The sequence below is a fragment of the Streptomyces sp. NPDC028298 genome, from assembly GCF_055565895.1.
This window is the reverse complement of the sequence record NZ_JBVHTL010000002.1, coordinates 1,304,027-1,326,302: the sequence shown is the minus strand read 5'-3', so window position 1 is coordinate 1,326,302 and position 22,276 is coordinate 1,304,027. Positions and strand designations below refer to the sequence as shown.

The following is a 22,276-nucleotide window of genomic DNA, read 5'->3' as shown; positions in this document are numbered from 1 at the left end:
ACGATCAGGGGTCACGTCCGGTCCCGCAGGACCAGGACGCTCGCCGCGGCCACGGCGGCCAGTCCCGCCGACACGGCGATCGCGACGTCCGCGCCGTGCGCCGGTCCGCCGGTGGAGGTGACCAGGGCGATCGTGAGGGCGACCCCGGCGCACGAGCCGATGTAACGGAAGGTCTGCTGGGCGCCCGAGCCCATCGCCGCGCGGGTCGCGGGCACGGACTCGACGGCCAGCAGGGGCAGCGCGGCGTTCAGCAGGCCGCTGCCCACCCCGGAGAGCACGAAGCCCGGCAGCAGGTGGGTCCAGGAACCGGAGCCGATCGCGCCGAGCATCGTCAGGACGCCGACGGCGTGCAGCGCGAAACCGAGGGCGAGCTGATGGCGGTGCGAGACCCGGCCGGCGAGACGGCGGGCCTGGAGGGCGACGGTGAAGGAGAGCCCGGACCACAGCAGGAACAGCCACGCCGTGTCCATGGCGGACATCCCGAGCGTCCGCTGGAGCAGCGCCGGCAGGAAGCTGAACAGGCCGATCACCGCGAGGCCCGTGAAGAGGCCGCCGGCCGACGAGGCGAGAAAGCGGCGGTGCCGGAGCAGGCCCAGGTCGATCATGGGCGTGCCGCTGCGGCGTTCGACGGCGACGAACACGGCCATCAGGACGAGGAACGCGGCCAGCAGCAGGCCGACCGGCGCGCGCAGCCAGCCGTCGCGGCCGAGCGTCAGCGCCGCCACCAGCGACACCAGCGCGAGGCCGAAGGTCAGTGCTCCGGCGAGGTCGGGCCGGCCGCCGCGCGGCGCGCGGGACTCGGTCAGGGCGCGGGTCCCCAGGAGGGCGACGAGCAGCGCGGCGGCGCCCAGGACGGCGTACGCCATCCGCCAGTCCCAGCCCGCTATCGCGCCGGCGAGGAGCGGGCCCGCCGCGATGCCGCCGCTGACGAACGCGCCCCACACCCCCGTCGCGTGCAGCCGTCCGCGCGGGGTCGGGAAGGCGTGCACGATCAGCCCCAGGCTGCTCGCGAGGATCGCCGCGCTCGCCGCTCCCTGCGCGATGCGGGCCAGGGTGAACAGCCAGGTGGAGTTCGCGAGCGCGCCCAGGGCCGTGGTGAGACCGAGGGCGACGGTGCCGGCCAGGAAGATCCGGCGGCGGCCGTAGTCGTCGGCGAGGCTGCCCGCGACCAGGAGCAGCGCGGCCAGGCCCAGCGGGGTGCCGTTGAGTAGCCAGGCCTGGGCGGAGACGGAGGTGTGCAGAGCGGCCGCGGTGTCGGGGAGCGTGACCATCGGGGCCGTGTACGTCATCAGGGCCACGGCGGTGGCGGCACTGGTGAGGGCGAGGGTCGGGGTGGCCCGCGGACCGCTGTCCGCCGGGGAGACCGAGGTGGCCGGGGAGGCCGGGGAGACGACGCCGGTGGCGTGCGCGGGCTGCGTGCTGGTGTCGGGCCGGTCGAGCCGGGTCATGGCCTGCCTTCACTTCCCTGGGTCGGGTAGGTCGGTTCATCGGGTGGACGGATGGACGGATGGACGTGTGGACGTGTGGACGGGTGGACGGGTGGACGGGTGGACGGGTGGACGGGTGGCGGTTCTGGTCGACCCGTCCGCGTCCCCTGGGTCCGGCCATCAGGTTCGGTCATTAGGTTCGGTCATTGAACCTTGTGCATGCGTAGACCGTAACACCTAGGTTCGTTCAATGAACCAACATGTCGAAAAGTGGCTACAGTGGGGGCATGGCTCTGGGCAAGGACTACGCGACGCAGGAGTGCTCGATCGCCCGCGCGCTGGAGGTCGTCGGCGAGCGCTGGACGCTTCTCGTCGTCCGCGACGCGCTCTACGGCGTACGGCGCTACAACGACTTCCTCGTGCACCTCGGCATCCCGCGGGCCGTGCTCGCGGCCCGCCTCCAGGCGCTCACCGCCGAAGGGATCCTGGAGAAGCGCCGCTATCAGGAGTCGCCGCCGCGTGACGAGTACGTCCTGACCGAACGCGGTGTCGCCCTGTGGCCCACCCTGCGCTCGCTCGGCCTGTGGGGCCGCGAGCACTTCGGCGAGAGCCGGCTGCGGTACTTCCGGCACGCCGCCTGCGGCACGGAGCTCGGCCCGTACGGCGAATGCCCCCGCTGCGCGATGGTCGTGCCCGTCCCGGACGTCGAGATGACACCGGGGCCCGGACTCGACCGGGACCCGGCGGATCCGGTCAGCCGCGCCCTGGTCGCGCCGAGGCGGCTGTTGGAGCCGCTCGACACGGACCCGCGGAACCCGGCGGCTGCCATGTCCGGGGGACCGGCCGCACCGGACGCCTGACCCGTACGTATGCGCCGACCCGCTCGCCTGACCTGTGGGTACGCACCGCTCCGGTCGCCTCGTACGCACCGACCCGTTGGTCCCGTACGCACCGATCAACTGGTCCCGTACGCACCGACCCGCGCGCCCGTGCGTACCGCCCCCGAGCCGGATCCAGTGACCGATTCCGCAGTCGATCCGGGGCGGTTGGTCCGGAACCATCCTGTATAACGAACGGAGAGACACGCGCACCGCGTATGAGAGGAGGAGCGGTCGATGATCCGGACCTGGGCCGACGCCCGTCCCGCCGCCGTACTGCTGCTCCTGCTCCTCGAGGTCGCGCTGCTCGACACGGGCTCCCTCACCGCCACCGTCGCGATCGCCGCGACGGCCGCCGCCGGGTCCGCCTTCGCCGCGTGCTCCCTCATCGTGGCGCGCTGCGCGCCCGTCGTGACGCCCACCCGGGTCCGTACGGCCATCCGCGACCGCGACCGCCGCACGGCCTTCCTGCCGCAGCGCGATCCCGACGCCAGCGGACGGCCGCGCCCCCGGGCCCCCGGACACGCCCTCCAGGCGACCGCGTAGGGCACCCCTTTCTCCGCCCCGGGTGACCGTTTGCCGGGGTGGCTCTCCACTCCCGGTGATCCACCCCGAGTGGCACTCCGTCACGGGTGACCCCGCGCTGGTCGTCATGCCGCAATCCGTACTCCCGGCACGACGAGACCCCCGGAGGGCTCACGCATGTCCACGTTCATGTCCGTTTTCGCGCACCTGGTCGAGCACCTCGCCGATCTGCTCCAGCCGCTGTTCCACGCCTCGGCCGCCGCCGCCGCGATCGTCCTGTTCACCGCGCTCGTACGCCTGCTCGTGCATCCCCTGTCGCGGGCCTCGGCGCGCGGACAGCGGGCGCGGGCGGCGCTCCAGCCGCGGATCGCCGAGCTGAAGAAGGAGCACGGGAAGGACCGCGAGAAGTTCCAGAAGGCGCTGATGGAACTGCACGCCGAGGAGAAGGTGTCGCCGCTCTCCGGATGTCTGCCCAGCCTGTTCCAGATGCCGGCCTTCTTCCTCCTCTACCACCTGTTCTCCAGCTCGACGATCGGCGGCGAGGCCAACACCCTGCTCGGGCACAAGCTCTTCGCCGCGCCGCTCGGGGACCGGTGGGCGGACGCGCTCGGCGACGGCGGGCTCTTCGGCCCGGCCGGTCTCGTCTACCTGGGCCTCTTCGCCGTCGTCACGGCCGTGGCCGCGTTCAACTACGTGCGTACGAAGCGGATGACGGCCGCATCGAATCCGGCGGGCGACGGCCAGAGCGAGGGCCGCAGCGAGAGCGAGCAGGCGGCCGCCTCGGCCCTCGCCTCGGTCGGCAAGATCATGCCGTTCATGTCCTTCTTCACGCTGTTCACCGTGGCCGTGGTGCCGCTGGCCGCCGCCCTGTACGTCGTGACCAGCGCGACCTGGAGCGCCGTGGAGCGCGCGGTGCTCTACCGGGACATGCCGGGGGCGGCGCCCGCGGCCGCGGCGCTCGCCTGACGCTGCCGGGTCTGAGGCCGTCGCCGGGTCGGGTCCGGGGCCGGGGCCGGGATCGGGTCCGGTCCGTGAACGGGGTCTTGCGGACTGGACGGCGAGCTTGGAGGATCGCACGGTCCCTCCGACGGCCGCACCCGTCGGCCGGACGGCCCGCGACCGAGGGAGATGGTGACCATGAAGCTGCTGCGAGTCGGTACGTCCGGATCGGAGCGGCCCGCGCTGCTCGACGCCGAGGGGACCCTGCGGGACCTGTCGGGCCTCGTCGCCGACATCGACGGGGCGCTGCTCGCCGACGACGCGGCGCTCGGCCGGATCCGGTCCGCGGCGGCGGCCGGTGAGCTGCCCGCGCTGGACGCGGACGGACTGCGCGTGGGACCGCCGCTGGCCCGGATCGGCAAGGTCGTGTGCATCGGGCTGAACTACCACGACCACGCCAAGGAGACCGGGGCCGAGCCGCCCGCCGAGCCGGTGATCTTCTTCAAGGCGGCGGACACCGTGGTCGGCCCGAACGACACGGTGCTCGTGCCGCGCGGGTCGGTGAAGACGGACTGGGAGGTCGAACTGGCCGTCGTCATCGGCCGTACCGCCCGCTACCTGGAGTCCGGGGAGCAGGCGCTCGCGCATGTCGCCGGGTACGCGGTGGCGCACGACGTCTCCGAGCGGGCGTTCCAGATCGAGCGCGGCGGCACCTGGGACAAGGGCAAGAACTGCGAGACGTTCAACCCGCTGGGGCCGTGGCTGGTGACGGCGGACGAGATCCCGGACCCGCAGGCGCTGTCGCTGCGGCTCTGGGTGAACGGGGAGCTCAAGCAGGACGGTACGACGGCCGAGCAGATCTTTCCGGTCGCGGAGGTCGTCCGGTACGTGAGCCAGTTCATGACCCTGTACCCGGGGGACGTGATCAACACCGGTACGCCCGCCGGGGTGGCGCTCGGCCGGCCCGAGCCGAAGCCGTACCTGCGGGCGGGGGACGTCGTGGAGCTGGAGATCGACGGGCTGGGGCGGCAGCGGCAGGTGCTCGCCGACGCGTGAGCGCTCCGCTGGGTTCGCCGGGTGGGTTCGCTTCGGCCCGGGTGCCGTTTCGCGTGCGCGTGCGTCGTGGTTGGTCGCGCAGTTCCCCGCGCCCCTGACGGGGGTCTGCTGTGCGCTGTTCTCCGCGCGTGCGTCGTGGTTGCTCGCGCAGTTCCCCGCGCGCCTCACGGGGCTTTCCCGCGTCCCTGACCCGCGCGCCTCACGGGGCTTTCCCGCGCCCCTGACCCGCGCGCCTCACGGAGTTTCCCCGCGCCCCTGACGGGCGCGGGGAACCGTGAGTCAGGCCGTCAGGAACTTCTCCAGGGCCTCTACGACCATCCTGTGGTCCTCGACCTGGGGGAGGCCCGAGACGACCACGGTGCCGATGACGCCCGCGTCCGTCACCGCGATCGGGAACGCGCCGCCGTGTGCCGCGTACGTGTCGGGGTCCAGGCGCGAGGAGTCCTCGAAGGTCGTGCCCTTGGCGCGGAAGCGCGAGCCGACCAGCAGCGAGGAGCACCCGTACCGCTCGACGACGCGCCGCTTGCGGTCGATCCAGGCGTCGTTGTCCGGGGTCGAACCCGGCAGCGCCGCGTGGAAGAGCTGCTGGCCGCCACGGCGGATGTCGATGGCGGCCGGCGCCTGGCGCTCGCGGGCGAGTTCGACGAGCAGGGTGCCGAGGGCCCAGGCGTCGTCGTGGGTGAAACGCGGGAGCGTCAGCCGGCGCTCCTGCTCCTCGAGCTCGGCGATCTCCGGTGCGACGGGCGCGTTCACAGGGACACCACCACGGACTCGCGGGCGGAGCGGCGGGCCGCCTCCAGGACGTCGAGCGCGGCGGCGGCCTCGTGGGCGGTGACCGGGTTCGGGGCGCCGTCACGGATGGCGGCGGCGACGGCCGCGTAGTACGCCGGGTACGTGCCCGGGACCGTCGGCTCGGGACGGCCGCCACCGGTCAGCGGGGACTCGCCGGAGCCGACGCGCCCCCACAGGGCCTCCGGCTCGACGCCCCACGCGGCACCGGCGCCGGGGCGCTTGCCCTCACGCAGGTCGGCCTCCTGCGGGTCGAGGCCGTACTTGACGTACCCCGCCTGCGAGCCGAGGACCCGGAAGCGCGGGCCGAGCTGGGCGGTCGTCGCGGTGACGTAGAGGTGGGAGCGGACCCCGTTCTCGTGCGTGATCGCGATGAACGTGTCGTCGTCGGTCAGCGCGCCCGGACGGCGGACGTCCGACTCCGCGTACACCGAGGCGGCGGGGCCGAAGAGGACGAGCGCCTGGTCGACGAGGTGGCTGCCGAGGTCGTAGAGCAGGCCCCCGATCTCCGCGGGGTCGCCGGACTCGCGCCAGCCACCCTTCGGCTGCGGGCGCCAGCGCTCGAAGCGCGACTCGAAGCGCCAGATGTCACCCAGCTCGCCGTCGGCGAACAGCTTGCGCAGGGTCAGGAAGTCGTTGTCCCAGCGGCGGTTCTGGAAGACGGAGAGCAGCAGTCCGCGCTCGTCGGCCAGGGCGGCCAGCTCGCGGGCCTCCGCCGCCGTGCCGGCGATGGGCTTGTCGACGACCACGGGGAGGCCGGCCTTCAGGGCGGCGGTCGCGATCGGGACGTGGGTCTTGTTCGGGGACGCGATGACGACCAGGTCGAGTTCGTCGGCGCGTGCCAGCAGGTCTTCGGGGGTGGCGGCGAAGCGGAGATCGTCGCCGAACTCGGCGCGGGCCTGTGCCTGGCGCTCCGGGTTCGAGGTGACGACGGTGTCGAGGGTGAGCCCCTCGGTCGTGGCGATCAGCGGGGCGTGGAAGACGGAACCCGCGAGGCCGTAGCCGACGAGACCCACGCGAAGGGGCGTACCAGTACCAGTCATGCCTGTCATGCCTTCTACTTTCGCAACGCTGTTGCCAAAGTGCAAGCGCGGGGGACAATGGGTGATGTGAACAGGACCGATGCGGGTGGGGCGGGGAAGCAGGGGAGCCCCGGGAATCCAGGTGTACCCCGGACTTCCGGAGTTTTCGCGGACCAGGGCGGGAGTGCGGCTCCCGGTGTCTTCGCGGACCAGGGCGGGGGCGGGACCTCCGGTGTCTTCGCGAACCCGGGTGTCCCCGGGAGCCGGGGCGGCGGCGGAGGTGGCGGCGGTGTCGGGGCGGGCGCCGGGGCCGTCGGGGTCAACCTGCCTGCCTTGCGCAGTCACAACGCCGCGCTGGTGCTCGACCTGCTGCGCACGGCGGGAGCCTCCGGCATCAGCCGTCTTGAGCTCGCCGAACGGACCGGGCTGACCCCGCAGGCGGTCAGCAAGATCACCGCGCGGCTGCGGGCCGACGGCCTCGCGACGGAGGCGGGGCGCCTCGCGTCCACGGGCGGCAAGCCCCGTACGGTGCTGCGGCTCGTGCCCGAGGCCGGGCACGCGGTCGGGCTGCATCTCGACCGTGACGAGCTGACCGCGGTGCTCTGCGACCTCACCGGGGCGGTGGTGGCCGAGCGGCGCGCCCCGCTGGACCTGGGGGCCGGAGCCGCAGCGGTGGTCGAGGGCGCGGCCGGGGAGGTCTCGGCCCTGCTCGGCGGGGTGTCGCCGCTGGGTGTGGGGGTCGCCCTGCCGGGGCCGCTCGACCACACCCTCGGGGTGCTGCACCGGGTGACGGGATTCCCCGAGTGGGACGGGTTCGCCCTGCGGGACGCGCTGGCCGGGCGGCTCGGGCTGCCGGTGGTCGTGGACAAGGACACCAACGCGGCGGCGCTCGGGGTCGCGGTGGGCACCGGGGCCCGGTCCGGCTCCGGCCTCGCGGGCGGCGGGTCCTTCGCGTATCTGCATCTCGGTACGGGTCTGGGTGCCGGGCTCGTGATCGGCGGGGCCGTGCACCGGGGCGCCCGTACCGGGGCCGGGGAGTTCGGGCACCAGGTCATCCAGCTCGACGGGCCGCTGTGCGAGTGCGGGAACCGCGGGTGCATCGAGGTGCTGTGCCTGGACGCGGTGGGGCGGGGGACCGTGGCCGAGGCGGCCCGGGTGCTGGGCGCCGGAGCGGCGAACCTGGTGGGGCTGCTCGACATCGACCTCGTACTGCTGGGCGGCCGCACGGTGGCGGCCCACGAGGAGGTCTTCCTCCGGGGTGTCGGGGCCGTGCTGGAGGAACGGGCCCGGCGTGAGGGGGGCGGCGCGGCGGTGCCGGTCCGGGTGGCTCCGGGCGGGGCACGAGGGGTGGCCGAGGGCGCGGCCCAACTGCTCCTGGCTCCGCTGTTCGGGCGCGGGGAGGGCTGAGCGGGTCGCGTCCGGCGGGGCGCCGCGCCCGCGTGGGCCGAGCGGGGCGTCGTTCCTGTCGCGCCGGGCGGCTTGGCGCCGGGCGGAGGGAAGCGGCTGAGCGGGTCGGTGCCCCGCGGTGTTCGCGGGCCCAGGCCCCGGTTCATGGGCCCAGGCCTCGGCTCATGGGCCCGGGCCTCGGTTCGCGGTCACGCGGGTCGCCCCCGAGGGGGCGGACAGGTCGTCCCTGGAGTGGCGGACGGGCCGGTCCCGGGGCGGCCGGGCCCGTACCCGGGCTCCTTTGCCGGGCCCGGACCCGGGACCCTTCCTCAGGCCCGGACCCGGGACCCTTCGTCCGGCCCGTACCCGGGACCTTCCTCAGGCCCGTACCCGGGATCCTTCGCCGGCCCCGTACTACCCGGGATCCTTCGCCGGCCCCGTACCCGGGACCCCTCGCCGCGCGGTGCCGCCGGACGGTGGGACTTGTGGGGCCGAACGGGGGTGACTCCCCGTTCGGCGGTCCGATGGAAGGGGTGCGGCGTGGCAGGGTCACGGGGCCATTGCCGGTGACCGACCGACGCATTCGATCCTCCCGATCCACGCCCCCTCCCGATCGGCCAAAGGCTCCTCATGCGACTGCGTACCTCTCATCCGCTCGCTCCGACCGCCCTAGCCCCGACCGCTCTCGCGCTGTTCGTGACGCTCACGTCCGCCCCCGCGCAGGCCCTGGAGGCCCGCCCGGACTGTGTCTCCTCCGACACCCACGACTTCCCGATCAAGACCCGGATCCACGGCGGCCCCGACGCCTACCAGGCGGGCGGCGGCTCCGGGACCTGGTACATCGACCTCACCAACACCACGGCGCACCCCTGCGGCGCGATCCACCCGGTCGTCGTCCTCGTGGACGAGAAGCGGACCCTGCGGCCGGATCAGGCGCGGCTGGAGTTCTACGAGGGCGAGCGGGCCCACGCGGTGCGGTTCGAACGGAGCGACCAGGAGGAGAACGTCGGACCGTTCGACGACGGCTTCCCCGGGTTCACCGTCGCCCCCGGCCGCACCCTGACGGTGAAGGTACGGCTCTCCCTGGCCTCCGGCGCGAGCGCCCCGAACGCCGTCGTCGCGAACGCGGCCGTGGTGCAGAAGCACGACGACGACGGTGACTGGGTGGGGGAGTCGAACGCCTACCGCTTCCGGATCGAGGGCGCCGTCGGGGACCGGGATCCCGAGGCGGGCAAGGAGACCGGCACGGGGGAGGACCTGGGCGGTACCGGGGACACCGGGACCGACGCCGGCGCGAGTCCCGGCGCGAGCGAGGACCCCGGAGCCGCGGCTCGTACGGGCACGGACAGCGGGACCACCGCCGGGACCGCTACGACCGCGCCGTCCGCCGACGTGCTGGCCAGCACGGGACCGGGCAGACCGAACCGGCCGGCGCTGGCCGCGCTGGCCCTCGCCCTCGTCGCCCTCGGCACCGGACTGTTCGCCCTGGCCCGCTGGATGCGCCCGCGCCGGCGCTGACACCCGGAGCGATCCCGGTGCCGACGCCGGAAGCCGACCCGCCCGGCGGTGGTGTCCGGCGCCGGCGTCCGGGGGCGCCGCACCTGGCGGCGGTGCCCGACGCGCCGTCTGCGACGATCGTTTCCGTGGACTATCCGAACGACCAGGACCCCGGCGCCCCCGTCCGCTCCGGCATTCCGGAGCACGGCCGCATCCCCAAGTACTACGCGGTCAAGGCGCACATCGCCCGGCTCGTCGAGGAGCTGGGCGAGGGAGGGCTCCTGCCCACCGAGCGCGACCTCTCCGAGAAGTACGAGGTCGCCCGCGAGACGGTGCGCCAGGCGCTCCGTGAGCTGCTGCTCGAAGGGAAGCTGCGCCGGCAGGGCCGTGGCACGGTGGTCGCGGGTCCCAAGCTGGAGCAGCCGCTGTCGCTGGCGAGCTACACCGAGGGCGTACGACGGCAGGGACGCACCCCCGGTCGCACGCTGGTCTCCCTCGACCGCTTCCCCTGTCCGGAGCCCCTCGCCGCCGAGGCCGGGCTGAGACGCGGTGAGCCGGTCTGGCACATGGAGCGGGTGCTGCTCGCGGACGACGAACGGGTCGGGCTGGAGAGCACCTACGTCGCGGTCGGCCGGGTCCCGGACCTCGACCGCGACTTCGACCCCGACTCCTCGTTCTACGCGTACCTCCACGACCGGCTCGGAGTCGCGTTCGGCGACGCCGACGAGCGGATCGAGACCGTACTGGCCACTCCGCGCGAGGCGCTGCTGATCGGGACCCCTCCCGCGCTGCCGATGCTGCTGATCCACCGGATCTCGCGGGACACCCGGGGGCTGCCGCTGGAGCGAGTGCGGACGCTGTACCGGGGCGACCGGTTCTCCTTCACCGCGCGTCTCGGTGGCTGAACCTCGTCGGTGAGGCGGGCTCCGGCCCGCCTCTTTTTATAACGTGGAGATAACGGGTCTAGCCCAAACGTGATGGGCAGTTCATCATTCGGTTGCCGGACGGACCCTCCCGATTCCCCCGTCCCGAGGAGCGTTGCCGTCGTGAGAGTGATAGTCGTCGGAGCCGGCGTGGTGGGAACCCTGCACGCCTGGCATGCGGTGGAGCGCGGCCACGAGGTCGTCCAGATCGAGCGTGAGGCGGAGGCCCGCGGGGCCTCGCTGCGCAACTTCGGACAGATCTGGGTCAGTGGACGCGCCGGAGGAGAGGAGCTGGAAACCGCCCTCAGGGCACGGCGGTTGTGGGAGGAGATCGGGGCGAGCGTCCCCGGCCTCGGCTTCCGGGCGTGCGGGTCGCTGACCCCCGTGCGCAACCCGGGCGAACTCGCCGTCGCCGAGGCCGCCCTGGCCCGGGACGACGCCGCGGCCCGGGGCTACGAACTGCTCACCGCGGACGAGGCGCGAGCCGTCAACCCCGCGCTGCGCGGCACCTTCGAAGCGGCCCTGTACTGCGAGCGGGACGCGGCCGTCGAGCCGCGCACCGCCCAACTGGCCCTGCGGGAAGCACTGCTGAAGTCACCGAACTACACCTTCAGGCCGGGCCGGGAGGTCCGCGAGGTGATCGGCGAGAACGCGGTGCGCGACGACCACGGGGACATCCACACCGGCGACGCCGTGGTGCTGTGCACGGGAGCCTGGCTCGGCGGCCTCGTACGCGAACTGGCGGGCCCCGACCTGCCCGTGCGGCGCGTCCGGCTGCAGATGATGCAGACCGACCCGCTGGGCGAGCCGCTGACCACCTCCGTCGCCGACGCGGACAGCTTCCGCTACTACCCCGCGTACCGGAGCGCGGCGCTGGACGAGCTCAACGCCCTTCAGCCGCAGGCGCCGACCGCCGCCGAACACCGGATGCAGTTGCTCATGGTGCAGCGCGCCGACGGCGGGCTCACCATCGGCGACACCCACGAGTACGAGCACCCCTTCGCCTTCGACACCCTCGAAGACCCCTACGACCACCTCGCCGAGGTCGTCGAATCCTTCCTCGGCCGCCCGCTGCCGAGGATCCGGCGCCGCTGGGCCGGGGTGTACGCGCAGTGCACCGACCCGAGCCGGGTCGTGCACCGCCAGCAGGTGCGGGACGGGGTGTGGCTGGTCACCGGGCCCGGCGGGCGCGGTATGACCTGCTCACCCGCGATCGCGGAGACCACCGCCGACGAGCTGGGATGGTGACCGAGTTGAACGACATACGACTTGTGGTGCTCGACATGGCCGGCACCACCGTCGCCGACGGCGGCCTCGTGGAACGGGCCTTCGCCGCGGCCGCCGCGGAACTGGGCGTCGAGCCCGGCTCCGCCGACCACGCGGCGAAGCTCGACCACGTACGGGCCACCATGGGCGAGTCCAAGATCTCCGTGTTCCGGCACCTGTTCGGTGAGGAGTCCCTCGCCCGGCGCGCCAACGCCGCCTTCGAGAAGGCGTACGGGGAACTCGTCGACGAGGGGCACATCGCGCCGGTCGCCGGGGCCCGCGAGGCGATCGAGGAACTCCAGGGCGGCGGCCGGACCGTCGTCCTGAGCACCGGGTTCGCCCGTGTCACCCAGGACGCGATCCTCGGCGCCCTCGGCTGGAGCGACCTGGTGCCGCTCACGCTGTGCCCGGCGGACGCCGGAGGCCGCGGACGCCCGTACCCCGACATGGTGCTGGAGGCCTTCCTGCGCACCGGGGCCGCGGAGGGGGTCCGGCAGATCGCCGTCGCCGGCGACACCTCGTACGACATGCTCAGCGGGGTACGCGCCGGGGCGGGTGTCGTGGCCGGTGTGCTCACCGGGGCGCACCGGGAGGAGGCGCTGCGCGGCGCCGGGGCCGGATACGTGCTCGGCTCGGTCGCCGAACTCCCGGCGCTCCTCGCCGACGCGGCCGTCGGAGCCGGGCGATGAGCGGCGGCATCCGCTTCGACCGGGTCTCCGTCGCCTACGACGGCACCACGGTGCTCGACTCCCTCGACCTGGCCGTCGAACCCGGCGAGGTGATGGCCCTGCTCGGACCGTCGGGCTCGGGGAAGACCACCGCGCTGCGGGCCGTCGCCGGCTTCGTGCGGCCCGCCGCCGGGCGCGTGTTCATCGGCGACCGCGACGTGACCGAACTGCCGCCGCACCGGCGGGGGATCGGCATGGTCGTCCAGCAGTACGCGCTCTTCCCGCACATGCGGGTCGAGGACAACGTCGCCTTCGGCCTCAAGGCGCGCGGGATCTCCAAGGGCGAGATCCGCGAACGGGTGGCCGAGACGCTGGAGATGACCGGGATGTCCGCGTACGCCCGGCGCCATCCGCGCGAGCTGTCCGGCGGGCAGCAGCAGCGCGTCGCCATCGCGCGGGCGCTCGCCATCCGGCCCGGGGTCCTGCTCCTCGACGAGCCGCTGTCCGCGCTCGACGCCCGGCTGCGCTCCGGGATGCTCGTCGAACTCGCGCGGCTGCACCGGGAACTGCCGGACATGTCGATCCTCTACGTCACCCACGACCAGGTCGAGGCGCTGACGCTGGCCGACCGAATCGCCGTCATGGACAAGGCGCGGCTGCGGGACGTCGGCACACCGCGGGAGCTGTACCGGGCGCCGCGCACCGAGTTCACCGCGGCCTTCGTGGGCGAGGCGAACCTGCTGCCGGTACGGGTGACGGTGGACGGAGTCACCTTCGCCGGGACCGAGTTGAAGGTGCCGACCGGGGATGCCGTCGAAGGCGCGGGTGCCACATTGTGCGTACGGCCGCACCTCGTCGGACTCGGCGCCGGCCCCAACGTCCTCAACGGGCGTCTGGCCGACGTGCAGTGGCGCGGTGCGACCCATCGCCTCCACGTCGACGTGGGCGGCCACCGGGTGATGGCCGATCTGCGGGAGCTGCGCACGGCCCCCGCGCCGGGCGACCTCGTCGAGCTGCACTTCGCACCGGAGGACGCCGTCCTGCTCGCCGCGGGGGTGACCGATGGGTAGGCCCGGTGAGCCCGTGATCACGGACGACCCGGCGTCGCCGGCCGTGCCCGGCCTCCCCGGAGCGCCCGGCTCCGCCCGGACAGGGGGCACCCCCGCCGCCGAGCGGAACGACGGACCACGGCGGGTGGAGGGGGGAGGAGGCCCCCGGCGCCGGCCCACCGCCGCGCTGTGGGCCCTGCCGCCCGTCGCCGTCCTGGGCCTCGTCTTCCTCTACCCGCTCGCCCTCGTCGTCCGGCAGTCGTTCCGGCCCGAGACCGGGGGGACCTCGGCGCAGGCCTACGGCGACGTGTTCGCCTCCACGGCGTTCCGGGAGGCGCTCGGGACCACCGTATGGCTGGCGGTGGGGTCCACGGCCGGCTGTCTGGTCCTCGGGTTCGCGCTCGCCCTGGTCATCGCCTTCGTGCCGTTCCCCGGAGCCAAGGCGGTCGCCCGGTTCATCGACGTGTTCCTGTCCTTCCCGTCCTTCCTGATCACGCTCGCCCTGCTGTTCGTGTACGGGACCGTCGGCATCGCCAACGGGCTCTGGACCGGCGCCACCGGGGCCGCCGAGGGCCCCTTCCGGTTCCTGACCACACCGTGGGGGGTTCTGCTCGCCGAGGTCACCTACTTCACCCCGTTCGTGATGCGGCCCCTGCTCGCCGCCTTCTCGGGGATCGACACCCGGCAGCTCGAAGTGGCCTCCTCGCTCGGTGCGCGGCCCGCGCGGATCGTGCGGCAGGTGATCCTGCCCGAGGCGCTGCCCGCGCTCGCGGCCGGCGGCAGCCTCGTCCTCGTGCTCTGCCTGAACGAGTTCGGGATCGTCCTGTTCACCGGGGCGAAGGGGGTCACGACCCTGCCGATGCTCGTCTACAGCAAGGCGATCCTGGAGTCGGACTATCCCGGAGCCTGCGTCGTCGCCGTCGTCAACGTCCTGATCTCCGTGGGTCTCTACGGTCTCTACCGGGTGGTGAGCCGCCGTGCTGGTGCATAGCCGCAAGGGCAAGTGGGCCGTCTGGGCCGTCTTCCTCCTCCTCTTCCTGCCCCTGTTCGCCCTGCCGCTGCTCGTCGTGCTCGCCGCGTCCTTCGCCACCAACTGGTCCGGCGTGCTCCCCTCCGGCCTCACCACCGGGCACTACGCGGCCGCCACCCGGGGCGAGTCCCTCCACGCCCTCACCACCAGCCTGGTCACCGCGGTCACCGCGAGCCTGCTGGCGCTGCTCGTCGGCACCTGGGCCGCGCTCGCCGGGCACGCCCTGGGACGGCGCGGCAGGCGTGTCCTCGACACCCTGTTCATGCTGCCGGTCGCGGTGCCCTCCGTCGTCGTCGGGCTCGCGGTCCTGGTCGCCTTCTCCCAGCCGCCGATGCTGCTCAACGGCACCCGGTGGATCGTCTTCCTCGCGCACGCCGTTCTCGTCACGGCGTTCGCCCACCAGTCGGTGTCGGCGGCCGTCGTCCGTCTCGACCCGGCCTACGAACAGGCCGCCGCCTCACTCGGCGCCCGGCCCTCGACCGTGCTGTGGCGGGTGCGGCTGCCGCTGCTGCTGCCCTCGCTGACCGCCGCGGCGGGCCTCTGCTTCGCCCTGTCCATGGGCGAGTTGAGCGCCACCATGATGCTCTACCCGCCCGACTGGACCCCGCTTCCCGTCCAGATCTACGCGGCCACCGACCGCGGCGCCCTCTTCACCGGGTCCGCGCTCGCCGTGGTCCTCATGACGGCGACCGTGCTCGTCCTGTCCGCTGTGTCCCGGATCCGCACCAGGGCCTCCTACCGCTGATCCGTCCGCCCGCCCCACCCCCAAAAGCCCTGACAACGCAAGGAGTTCATCTCGCCATGCCCGCACACGCGCCCTCCCGGCACCTCACTCCGATCGCCGCCGTCATCGGCGCCCTCGCCCTCGCCGGCTCCCTCACCGCCTGCGGCGGGGACTCCGCGGCCTCCGACGCCAAGGTCGTCACCGTGTACAGCGCGGACGGCCTCAAGGGGGAGAACGGGGACGGCTGGTACGACCGGGTCTTCAAGGACTTCGAGAAGCAGACCGGGATCAAGGTCGAATACGTCGAGGGAGGCTCGGGCGAGATGGTCCAGCGGGCCGTCCGCGAGAAGACCAACCCGCAGGCGGACGTCCTCGTCACGCTCCCGCCGTTCATCCAGCAGGCCGACGGCAAGGGGCTGCTCCAGAAGTACTCCCCCAAGGGCTCCGACCAGGTCGACGGGGCCGACAAGGCCGCCGACGCGACCTGGACCTCCGTCGTCAACAACTACTTCGGCTTCGTCTACAACAAGAAGGAGCTGAAGCAGGCGCCCACCACCTGGAACGAGCTGCTCGACGGGACGTACAAGAACAAGCTCCAGTACTCCACCCCGGGCGTCGCCGGAGACGGAACCGCCGTGCTCATCAAGGCGATCCACGACTTCGGCGGCAAGGACGCGGCGCTCGCCTACCTGAAGAAGCTCCAGGCCAACAACGTCGGCCCGTCCGCGTCCACCGGCAAACTCGCCCCCAAGGTCGACAAGGGCGAACTGCTGGTCGCCAACGGAGACGTCCAGATGAACTACGCGCAGTCCAAGGACATGCCGAACCTGGGCATCTGGTTCCCGCAGGCCACCGGCGAGGCCGCCGACGCCGCCGGGAAGCCGACCACCTTCGCGCTCCCCTACGCCGCGGGCCTCGTCACCAAGGCGCCGCACTCCGGGAACGGCAGGAAGCTCCTCGACTTCATGCTGTCCGCCGCCGCGCAGCAGCAGGTCAGCGAGATCGGCGGCGGCTTCTCCGCCCGCAAGGACGTCAAGGCCACCGACGCGAACGCCATCGCGCTCACCGCGCTCATGGACGGCGTCGAGGTCTTCCAGCCGGACTGGTCCGACATCGACAAGAACCTGACCACGTACGTCGAGGACTGGAAGTCCGCCACCGGTAGCTGAACCACCCCGGCCGTACTGCGGCCACCCGCGATGCCCCTGGAACCGCCGGGGGCATCGCCGCGCTCCACCGCGCCACCCTCGCTGTCCGTCCGTGCTCCACACCCTCGTCCCCCTTCCGGAGGATCACGTGTCGTCACGCATGTCCCGTCGCTCCCTGCTCGCCTCCGCGGCCGGTCTCGCCCTGGCCGCCGGCCCCCTCGCCTCCGTCGCCCGAGCCGCCGCCAAGACCCCCAAGGTCCTCGTCATCGGTCTCGACGGCACCCTGCTGGACCGCGTCAAGGACGCCGACGCCCCCAACCTCGACGCCCTGATGGCCGCGGGAGTCACCGCGCCCAGCAGCATCTACGCCAACCCGTTCGCGCCCACCCTCTCCGGCCCCGGCTGGTCCACGATCATCACCGGTGTCTGGCCCGACAAGCACAACGTCAAGGACAACACCTTCACCGGCCAGAAGTTCGCGCAGTACCCGGACTTCCTCACCCGGATCGAGACCGCCCGGCCGTCGCTGTCGACGTACGCGGTCTCCTCCTGGGCACCCCTGACCGACACGGTCTTCTCCTCCACGGTGGACACCCGTGTGTCCACCCCGAGCGCCGAGTACGACACCGGCACCACCTCGCGCGCGGTGGCCCGGTTGCGCGACGCCGACCCGGACGCGGTGTTCGTGCAGCTCGACAACGTCGACCACGCGGGCCACAGTTACGGCGCCGCGAGCCGGCAGTACCTGGACGCCATCCACGGCGTCGACACCCAGGTCGGTCAGATGGTCGCCGCGGTCAGGGCCCGCGCCACGTACGCCTCCGAGGACTGGCTGATCATGATCACCGCCGACCACGGGCACACCGACGCGGGCGGCCACGGCGGCTCCAGCACACCCGAGCGGCAGACCTTCATGATCGCGACCGGCTCGGCCCTGTCCGCCGGTTCGGTGCGTCACGACGTCAAGATGCCCGACGTCGCCGCCTCCGCCCTCGCCCATCTGGGCGTCGCGATCGACCCGGCCTGGGGTCTCGACGGGCGGCCCGTGCAGCAGCCCGTCCCGGACGACTTCGACACACTGCGCCCGCAGCTCGCCCCCCGCGTCGACGAGACCGGCATCGGTGCCTCGGTGATCGGCTTCACGCACACCCCGCCGAGCGGCTGGTCGGTCGACAACTCCGCGATGGGCACGGGCGGGGTCACCGAGTGGCGCGGCTGGTCCTTCACCACGGACGAGTTCTGGACGAAGGCGCAGGCCGACCAGAACCGTGAGAGCAACGTCCGCGCGCGCAACGTGTTCGCGGTCGCCGACGGCGACGAGTGGCAGGACAAGGCGTTCTCGGGCACCTTCGACTCCACGCTCGTCAGCCCCGCGTACCCGGTCACCGGCGGCGCCGCCGCCACCCTCACCTACACCACCTACTACCGCCAGGAGTCCCCGCAGAAGGGCGAGGTGCTCGTCTCCTACGACGGTGCCGCGCCCGTCGGCGTGAAGACGTACACCGCCGACACGTCCTCCCGTGTGGAGAAGCTGACCCTCCAGGTCCCTGCCGGTGCCACGACCGCGCGCGTGCGCTTCCGCTACACGGGCGGCAACAACTGGTACTGGGTGATCGACGGAGTGTCGGTGAAACCGGTCTGACCGGACCGGCACCGCGAGGTCCTGACTAGGCTGAGGGCGTCGGCACAGTGTCGTTCCGGCGCCCCCGGATCGAGTGCGTACGTACGCCAGGACGGCAGGAGACCCAGCACATGTCAGAGCGCAAGCCGATCGATTCGTGGCTCACCGACATGGACGGTGTCCTCATCCACGAAGGTGTGCCCATCCCCGGCGCCGACGCCTTCATCAAGAAGCTGCGGGAGTCGGGGAAGCCGTTCCTGGTCCTGACGAACAACTCCATCTACACCGCGCGCGACCTGCACGCCCGGCTCAACCGCATGGGCCTGGACGTGCCGGTCGAGAACATCTGGACCTCCGCCCTCGCCACCGCGAAGTTCCTGGACGACCAGCGGCCCGGCGGCACGGCGTACGTCATCGGCGAGGCGGGTCTGACCACCGCGCTGCACGACATCGGGTACGTCCTGACCGACCACGAACCCGACTACGTGGTCCTCGGGGAGACCCGCACGTACTCCTTCGAGGCCATGACCAAGGCGGTCCGGCTGATCAAGGGCGGCGCCCGGTTCATCGCGACCAACCCGGACGAGACCGGCCCCTCCACCGAGGGCCCGCTGCCGGCCACCGGAGCGGTCGCCGCGCTGATCACCAAGGCCACCGGCAAGCAGCCGTACTTCGCGGGCAAGCCCAACCCGCTGATGATGCGGACCGGTCTGAACGCCATCGGCGCGCACTCGGAGTCCAGCGCGATGATCGGCGACCGCATGGACACCGACGTGCTGGCCGGTCTGGAGGCGGGGATGCAGACCTTCCTCGTACTGACCGGGCTGACCACCCCGGAGGAGATCGAGCGCTACCCGTACCGGCCGTCGAAGATCGTCGACTCGATCGCGGACCTCGTCGACCGCGTCTGAGCGGGCGCTCTCGCCTCCCGGGCGGGGCGGAGGCGGTTCCAAACCCCTGGTGGCGCGCAGGGACCCGTACGGAGCAGTGGCGGCCCGCTGAAGATGCGGGCCGCCGTCCGGAGGGGGAGTCTCCAGTTGTCTGGAGGTTTCACGATGCGCTCGATGCGTCTCACTCTCTGCGCCGGGGCGGTGGTCGCCGCCGGGTTCGCTCCCGCCGCGTACGCGGCCGACACGGGACCGGCCGGTGTGTCCGTGAACCCGGCGTCCCCGCTCGCCGGCAGCGACATCCGGCTGCGGGCCATGGGCTGCGCGGGACGCACGGGCACCGCCGTGTCGGACGCCTTCGTCGCGGACGCGCGGCTGACCGGCGGGGGCGGCGGCGGACTCGTCGGTGACACCCGCGTCCGTTCGGCCCTGCGCCCCGGCAGTTACGGCATCAAGGTCGACTGCGACGGCCACCGCGACCGGGTCGGGGCCACCCTGACCGTCCCGGCACCCGGCTCCTCCCCGAGTGTCGTCACGCCCGCCTCACCGGTCGCGCCCGTGAACGCCGGAGGCGGTGGAACCGCCCGGCTCGCCGCGGCGCACGACGACGCCCACGCGGCCGGACCCGGTACCCGGCAGGCCGTGGTCGGCCTGGTCCTCGCGAGCGCGGCCGCGATCGCCGTGGCGATCCGCAGCGCGCGCCGGGGCGACGACGGCCGCGACTGACATGGCCGAACGGGAGCGTTCCGGCGGCACCGGACGTCTGCTGACCGGTGTGGCCTGGCTGGTCCTGCTGCTCGGGCTGTGGCTGTGGGGCCGCGAGGTGACGGACGTACGGCTGGGGACGTCGGCACCGACGACGGGGGACATCGCGGCCGTCGGCCGGCCGCCGGAGGTGCGGCTGCCTCCCGCGCTCAAGCCCCTCGGCGACGCCCGGCCGCAGCGCGTCGACATTCCCTCGACGGGAGTGCAGGCCCCGGTGGTGGCCCGCGGGCTGGACGGCCGGGGCGCCATCGATCCGCCGCCGCTCGACCAGCCAGGTGTCGTCGGCTGGTACGCGGCGGGGGCCCGGCCGGGGGCCGTCGGGACGGCGCTCATGGTCGGCCACGTCGACACCAGGACCCGGCCCGCGGTCTTCTACCGGCTCAGCACCGTCAAGCCCGGCGACACCGTCCGGGTCACGCGCGACGACGGGACGGTCGCCGAGTTCACCGTGGACGACGTCCAGGTGCTGCCGCGCGACCACTTCGACGCCCGGCAGGCCTACGGGGTGCGGGAGGCGGGGCGGGCCGAGCTGCGGCTGATCACCTGCGGCGGGACCTTCGACCGTGCCGACGGGACCTACACGGCGAACGTGGTCGTCTCGGCGTATCTCACGGGGCGCGGGCTCTAGGGCGGGGGCATCGGGCGGGGCCGGGGTGAGGCGGCCGGAGTCCGGCGGGGCGGCCGGTGCCCGGCGGGGGCAGGGGCAAGGGCGGAGGCCGGGCCGCGACGGGTGACGGTACCGGGCCCGGTCGACGGCCGGCTGTCCCGATGCCGCCGACCGGGCTGGTCCTCGACCGCACGCGCACGGGCTGCGGGAGTAGCCCGGCGCCGGCACGGGAGGTACGGGGCCCGCCCACCGGAGTGACGCGGCCGGGCCGGAGTGGCCGACCGGAGGCCGAGCCCACCTGAGGCCACCCTAGAACCGATGAGCGCCACCGTTCCTAGACTGTTTGACGCCAAGTCCGGATCGGGCGGCTCCGGCGATCGGCTCACGGGGCGAACGGCGTCCGGACATGACGAAGGGCCCCCTCGTTCTCACGAGGAGGCCCTCCGGTCGGTGCGCCGCCAGGGACTCGAACCCCGGACCCGCTGATTAAGAGTCAGCTGCTCTAACCAACTGAGCTAGCGGCGCCTGCTGACGGGAAAACTCTACCCGACCCGCGGGGGTGCTTCCGACCGGGTGGGCCGCCGCGGGGCAGGTGGGGGCGCTCCCGTACATCATTCGGACCGTCAGCGTGCGGCTCCGGACGCCAGTTGAGAAACTGACGAACGTGCAGAATTGCGGACATTTCAATCTGAGTGTGAGGGGCGCCACATGAGGACTCCGGTGTTCGAGGACATCGATCCCGCGAGTGACTGTGATTGCCCCGGATGTGTTCACTGGCGGCGCGTGCTGCCCCTTTCCTCGCGGCTCGGGCCGTCCGGCCCGCTGGGCCATCCGGCCGCCCGCGCCCATGGCCTCGGCCTCGCGGGGGCGCGGACCCCCGTGGCGCTCGCGCTGGCCGCCTCCGCGAGCGCCGTCCTCGGCGCGGTGCCGGCGGTCGCCGCGGTGCACGCACCCGTCCGGCCCGGTCTTCCCCCGGCCGACGGGCACGACGACACCCCGCAGGGGCACCGGGCGCCGCTGCACGGTCCGGCGGGGAAGCCCGCGCTGCCCGTCAGGCCGGGCAAGCAGGTCAGGGGGCCGACCACCACGCGGACCGCGATCATCAGCCGGGCCAAGACCTGGATCGACGCGCAGGTGCCGTACAGCATGGACGACTACTGGCGGGACGGATACCGGCAGGACTGCTCCGGGTTCGTCTCGATGGCCTGGAACCTGCCGGGCAACGAATGGACCGGCAGCCTCGACAGCTTCGGGGTGCGGATCACCCGGGACCGGCTCCAGCCCGGCGACATCCTGCTCTTCCACAACCCCGACAACCCCGAGAAGGGCTCGCACGTCGTCATCTTCGGCGGCTGGACGGACTACACGCACACGCAGTACGTCGCCTACGAGCAGGCCCCGCCGCGTGCCCGGAAGCAGTCGACCCCGTACGCGTACTGGACGAACTCGGACCGCTACGTGCCCTACCGCTACCGGGGGATCACGGAGGGCGCGGGCGGTCCGCCGCCGTCCACGTCGACCCGCTACCCGGGGGCCGCGTACTTCGGGACCGGCGCGGACAACGCGTACGTCACCCAGCTCGGCCGGCTCCTGGTGGACCGGGGCGGGCGGCGCTTCTACACGAAGGGACCGGGGCCGCGCTGGTCGGCCGCGGACCGGCGGGCCACGCAGGCGTTCCAGCGGGCGCAGGGCTGGAAGGGGGCCGACGCGGACGGGCTGCCGGGACCGAAGACCTGGTCGTACCTGGTCGGCAAGAAGGGCAGGAACATCCCCGCCGTGACGGCCGGACCGGGCTCCTCGGGCACCGCGCCCGGCTATCCGGGGCGCGCGGTGTTCCGGCCCGGGGCGAACGACCCCCACGTGACCGAGCTGGGAAGACAGCTCGTCAAGAAGGGGTTCGGCACGCACTACACCTCCGGCCCCGGGCCCCGCTGGGGCGAGGCGGACCGGCGCAACGTCGAGGCGTTCCAGCGGGCCCAGGGCTGGCGCGGCGGGGCGGCGGACGGCTATCCGGGACCGGAGACCTGGCGACGGCTCTTCTCCTGAGCGGCCGGGTTCCGCACGGCTCG

21 protein-coding genes and 1 tRNA gene are annotated in these 22,276 nt (G+C 73.2%); 18 read left to right on the top strand and 4 right to left on the bottom strand.

The window, feature by feature from the left end; all coding sequences use genetic code 11:
- Nucleotides 1-11: 11 nt before the first annotated feature.
- Nucleotides 12-1,448, bottom strand: coding sequence for an MFS transporter (locus ACZ4TO_RS14310; protein WP_468024276.1), 1,437 nt, complete (start codon nucleotides 1,446-1,448; stop codon nucleotides 12-14).
- Nucleotides 1,449-1,714: 266 nt separating this feature from the next.
- Here ACZ4TO_RS14310 and ACZ4TO_RS14305 point away from each other — a divergent pair, with 266 nt between their 5' ends.
- The 4 genes from ACZ4TO_RS14305 (at nucleotide 1,715) to ACZ4TO_RS14290 (ending at nucleotide 4,825) form a co-directional block, all read left to right on the top strand.
- Nucleotides 1,715-2,287, top strand: a complete 573-nt coding sequence (locus tag ACZ4TO_RS14305; protein WP_468024275.1) for a winged helix-turn-helix transcriptional regulator — start codon at nucleotides 1,715-1,717, stop codon at nucleotides 2,285-2,287.
- A gap of 255 nt (nucleotides 2,288-2,542) precedes the next feature.
- Nucleotides 2,543-2,851, top strand: coding sequence for a DUF6412 domain-containing protein (locus tag ACZ4TO_RS14300; RefSeq protein WP_382790052.1), 309 nt, complete (start codon nucleotides 2,543-2,545; stop codon nucleotides 2,849-2,851).
- A gap of 168 nt (nucleotides 2,852-3,019) precedes the next feature.
- Nucleotides 3,020-3,796 carry a YidC/Oxa1 family membrane protein insertase gene (locus tag ACZ4TO_RS14295; protein WP_468024376.1) on the top strand — a complete coding sequence of 259 codons (777 nt, stop codon included), beginning with the start codon at nucleotides 3,020-3,022 and terminating at the stop codon, nucleotides 3,794-3,796.
- Nucleotides 3,797-3,967: 171 nt separating this feature from the next.
- Nucleotides 3,968-4,825, top strand: coding sequence for a fumarylacetoacetate hydrolase family protein (locus tag ACZ4TO_RS14290; RefSeq protein WP_468024274.1), 858 nt, complete (start codon nucleotides 3,968-3,970; stop codon nucleotides 4,823-4,825).
- 279 nt (nucleotides 4,826-5,104) lie between these two features.
- On the opposite strand, the gene ACZ4TO_RS14285 is transcribed toward ACZ4TO_RS14290, so the two are convergent.
- Nucleotides 5,105-5,578: a heme-degrading domain-containing protein gene (locus ACZ4TO_RS14285; RefSeq protein ID WP_468024273.1), complete on the bottom strand. Its 474-nt coding sequence runs from the start codon at nucleotides 5,576-5,578 to the stop codon at nucleotides 5,105-5,107.
- Nucleotides 5,575-6,666 (bottom strand): Gfo/Idh/MocA family oxidoreductase, encoded by a 1,092-nt coding sequence (locus tag ACZ4TO_RS14280; RefSeq protein ID WP_382790040.1) that lies wholly within the window; start codon nucleotides 6,664-6,666, stop codon nucleotides 5,575-5,577. The genes ACZ4TO_RS14285 and ACZ4TO_RS14280 overlap by 4 nt, the downstream gene beginning before the upstream one ends.
- Nucleotides 6,667-6,960: 294 nt before the next feature.
- Between ACZ4TO_RS14280 and ACZ4TO_RS14275 the strand changes: the two genes are divergently transcribed.
- The 13 genes from ACZ4TO_RS14275 to ACZ4TO_RS14215 all read left to right on the top strand — a co-directional run bounded on the left by ACZ4TO_RS14275 (nucleotide 6,961) and on the right by ACZ4TO_RS14215 (nucleotide 20,228).
- The gene (locus ACZ4TO_RS14275; RefSeq protein WP_382790460.1) at nucleotides 6,961-8,043 is read left to right on the top strand and encodes an ROK family transcriptional regulator; all 1,083 of its coding nucleotides are present in this window, start codon (nucleotides 6,961-6,963) and stop codon (nucleotides 8,041-8,043) included.
- A gap of 609 nt (nucleotides 8,044-8,652) precedes the next feature.
- Nucleotides 8,653-9,540, top strand: a complete 888-nt coding sequence (locus tag ACZ4TO_RS14270; RefSeq protein ID WP_468024272.1) for a hypothetical protein — start codon at nucleotides 8,653-8,655, stop codon at nucleotides 9,538-9,540.
- 125 nt (nucleotides 9,541-9,665) lie between these two features.
- Nucleotides 9,666-10,424 carry a GntR family transcriptional regulator gene (locus tag ACZ4TO_RS14265; protein ID WP_382790034.1) on the top strand — a complete coding sequence of 253 codons (759 nt, stop codon included), beginning with the start codon at nucleotides 9,666-9,668 and terminating at the stop codon, nucleotides 10,422-10,424.
- A 141-nt stretch (nucleotides 10,425-10,565) separates the two neighbouring features.
- Nucleotides 10,566-11,690 carry a TIGR03364 family FAD-dependent oxidoreductase gene (locus ACZ4TO_RS14260; protein ID WP_382790032.1) on the top strand — a complete coding sequence of 375 codons (1,125 nt, stop codon included), beginning with the start codon at nucleotides 10,566-10,568 and terminating at the stop codon, nucleotides 11,688-11,690.
- Entirely contained in the window at nucleotides 11,684-12,397 is a 714-nt protein-coding gene (locus ACZ4TO_RS14255; RefSeq protein ID WP_468024271.1) for an HAD family hydrolase, read from the top strand. The genes ACZ4TO_RS14260 and ACZ4TO_RS14255 overlap by 7 nt, the downstream gene beginning before the upstream one ends.
- Nucleotides 12,394-13,446, top strand: a complete 1,053-nt coding sequence (locus ACZ4TO_RS14250; RefSeq protein WP_385043727.1) for an ABC transporter ATP-binding protein — start codon at nucleotides 12,394-12,396, stop codon at nucleotides 13,444-13,446. The genes ACZ4TO_RS14255 and ACZ4TO_RS14250 overlap by 4 nt, the downstream gene beginning before the upstream one ends.
- Before the next feature lie 124 nt (nucleotides 13,447-13,570).
- Complete coding sequence (locus ACZ4TO_RS14245; protein WP_468024270.1) at nucleotides 13,571-14,416, top strand: 2-aminoethylphosphonate ABC transporter permease subunit; 846 nt, start codon at nucleotides 13,571-13,573, stop codon at nucleotides 14,414-14,416.
- A complete protein-coding gene (locus ACZ4TO_RS14240) occupies nucleotides 14,403-15,200 on the top strand; it encodes an ABC transporter permease (protein ID WP_385043725.1) in 798 nt (265 codons plus the stop codon). The genes ACZ4TO_RS14245 and ACZ4TO_RS14240 overlap by 14 nt, the downstream gene beginning before the upstream one ends.
- A 56-nt stretch (nucleotides 15,201-15,256) precedes the next feature.
- Complete coding sequence (locus tag ACZ4TO_RS14235) at nucleotides 15,257-16,348, top strand: 2-aminoethylphosphonate ABC transporter substrate-binding protein (RefSeq protein ID WP_385043723.1); 1,092 nt, start codon at nucleotides 15,257-15,259, stop codon at nucleotides 16,346-16,348.
- A gap of 139 nt (nucleotides 16,349-16,487) precedes the next feature.
- Nucleotides 16,488-17,969, top strand: a complete 1,482-nt coding sequence (locus tag ACZ4TO_RS14230; RefSeq protein WP_385043721.1) for an alkaline phosphatase family protein — start codon at nucleotides 16,488-16,490, stop codon at nucleotides 17,967-17,969.
- A 110-nt stretch (nucleotides 17,970-18,079) separates the two neighbouring features.
- Entirely contained in the window at nucleotides 18,080-18,859 is a 780-nt protein-coding gene (locus tag ACZ4TO_RS14225) for an HAD-IIA family hydrolase (protein ID WP_355771953.1), read from the top strand.
- 144 nt (nucleotides 18,860-19,003) lie between these two features.
- Nucleotides 19,004-19,561: a hypothetical protein gene (locus ACZ4TO_RS14220; RefSeq protein WP_468024269.1), complete on the top strand. Its 558-nt coding sequence runs from the start codon at nucleotides 19,004-19,006 to the stop codon at nucleotides 19,559-19,561.
- A 1-nt stretch (nucleotide 19,562) separates the two neighbouring features.
- The gene (locus ACZ4TO_RS14215; protein ID WP_382790010.1) at nucleotides 19,563-20,228 is read left to right on the top strand and encodes a class F sortase; all 666 of its coding nucleotides are present in this window, start codon (nucleotides 19,563-19,565) and stop codon (nucleotides 20,226-20,228) included.
- 430 nt (nucleotides 20,229-20,658) lie between these two features.
- On the opposite strand, the gene ACZ4TO_RS14210 is transcribed toward ACZ4TO_RS14215, so the two are convergent.
- Nucleotides 20,659-20,732: transfer RNA gene (locus ACZ4TO_RS14210), tRNA-Lys, on the bottom strand.
- A gap of 183 nt (nucleotides 20,733-20,915) precedes the next feature.
- Here ACZ4TO_RS14210 and ACZ4TO_RS14205 point away from each other — a divergent pair.
- Nucleotides 20,916-22,253, top strand: a complete 1,338-nt coding sequence (locus ACZ4TO_RS14205; protein ID WP_468024268.1) for a peptidoglycan-binding protein — start codon at nucleotides 20,916-20,918, stop codon at nucleotides 22,251-22,253.
- Nucleotides 22,254-22,276: the final 23 nt, after the last annotated feature.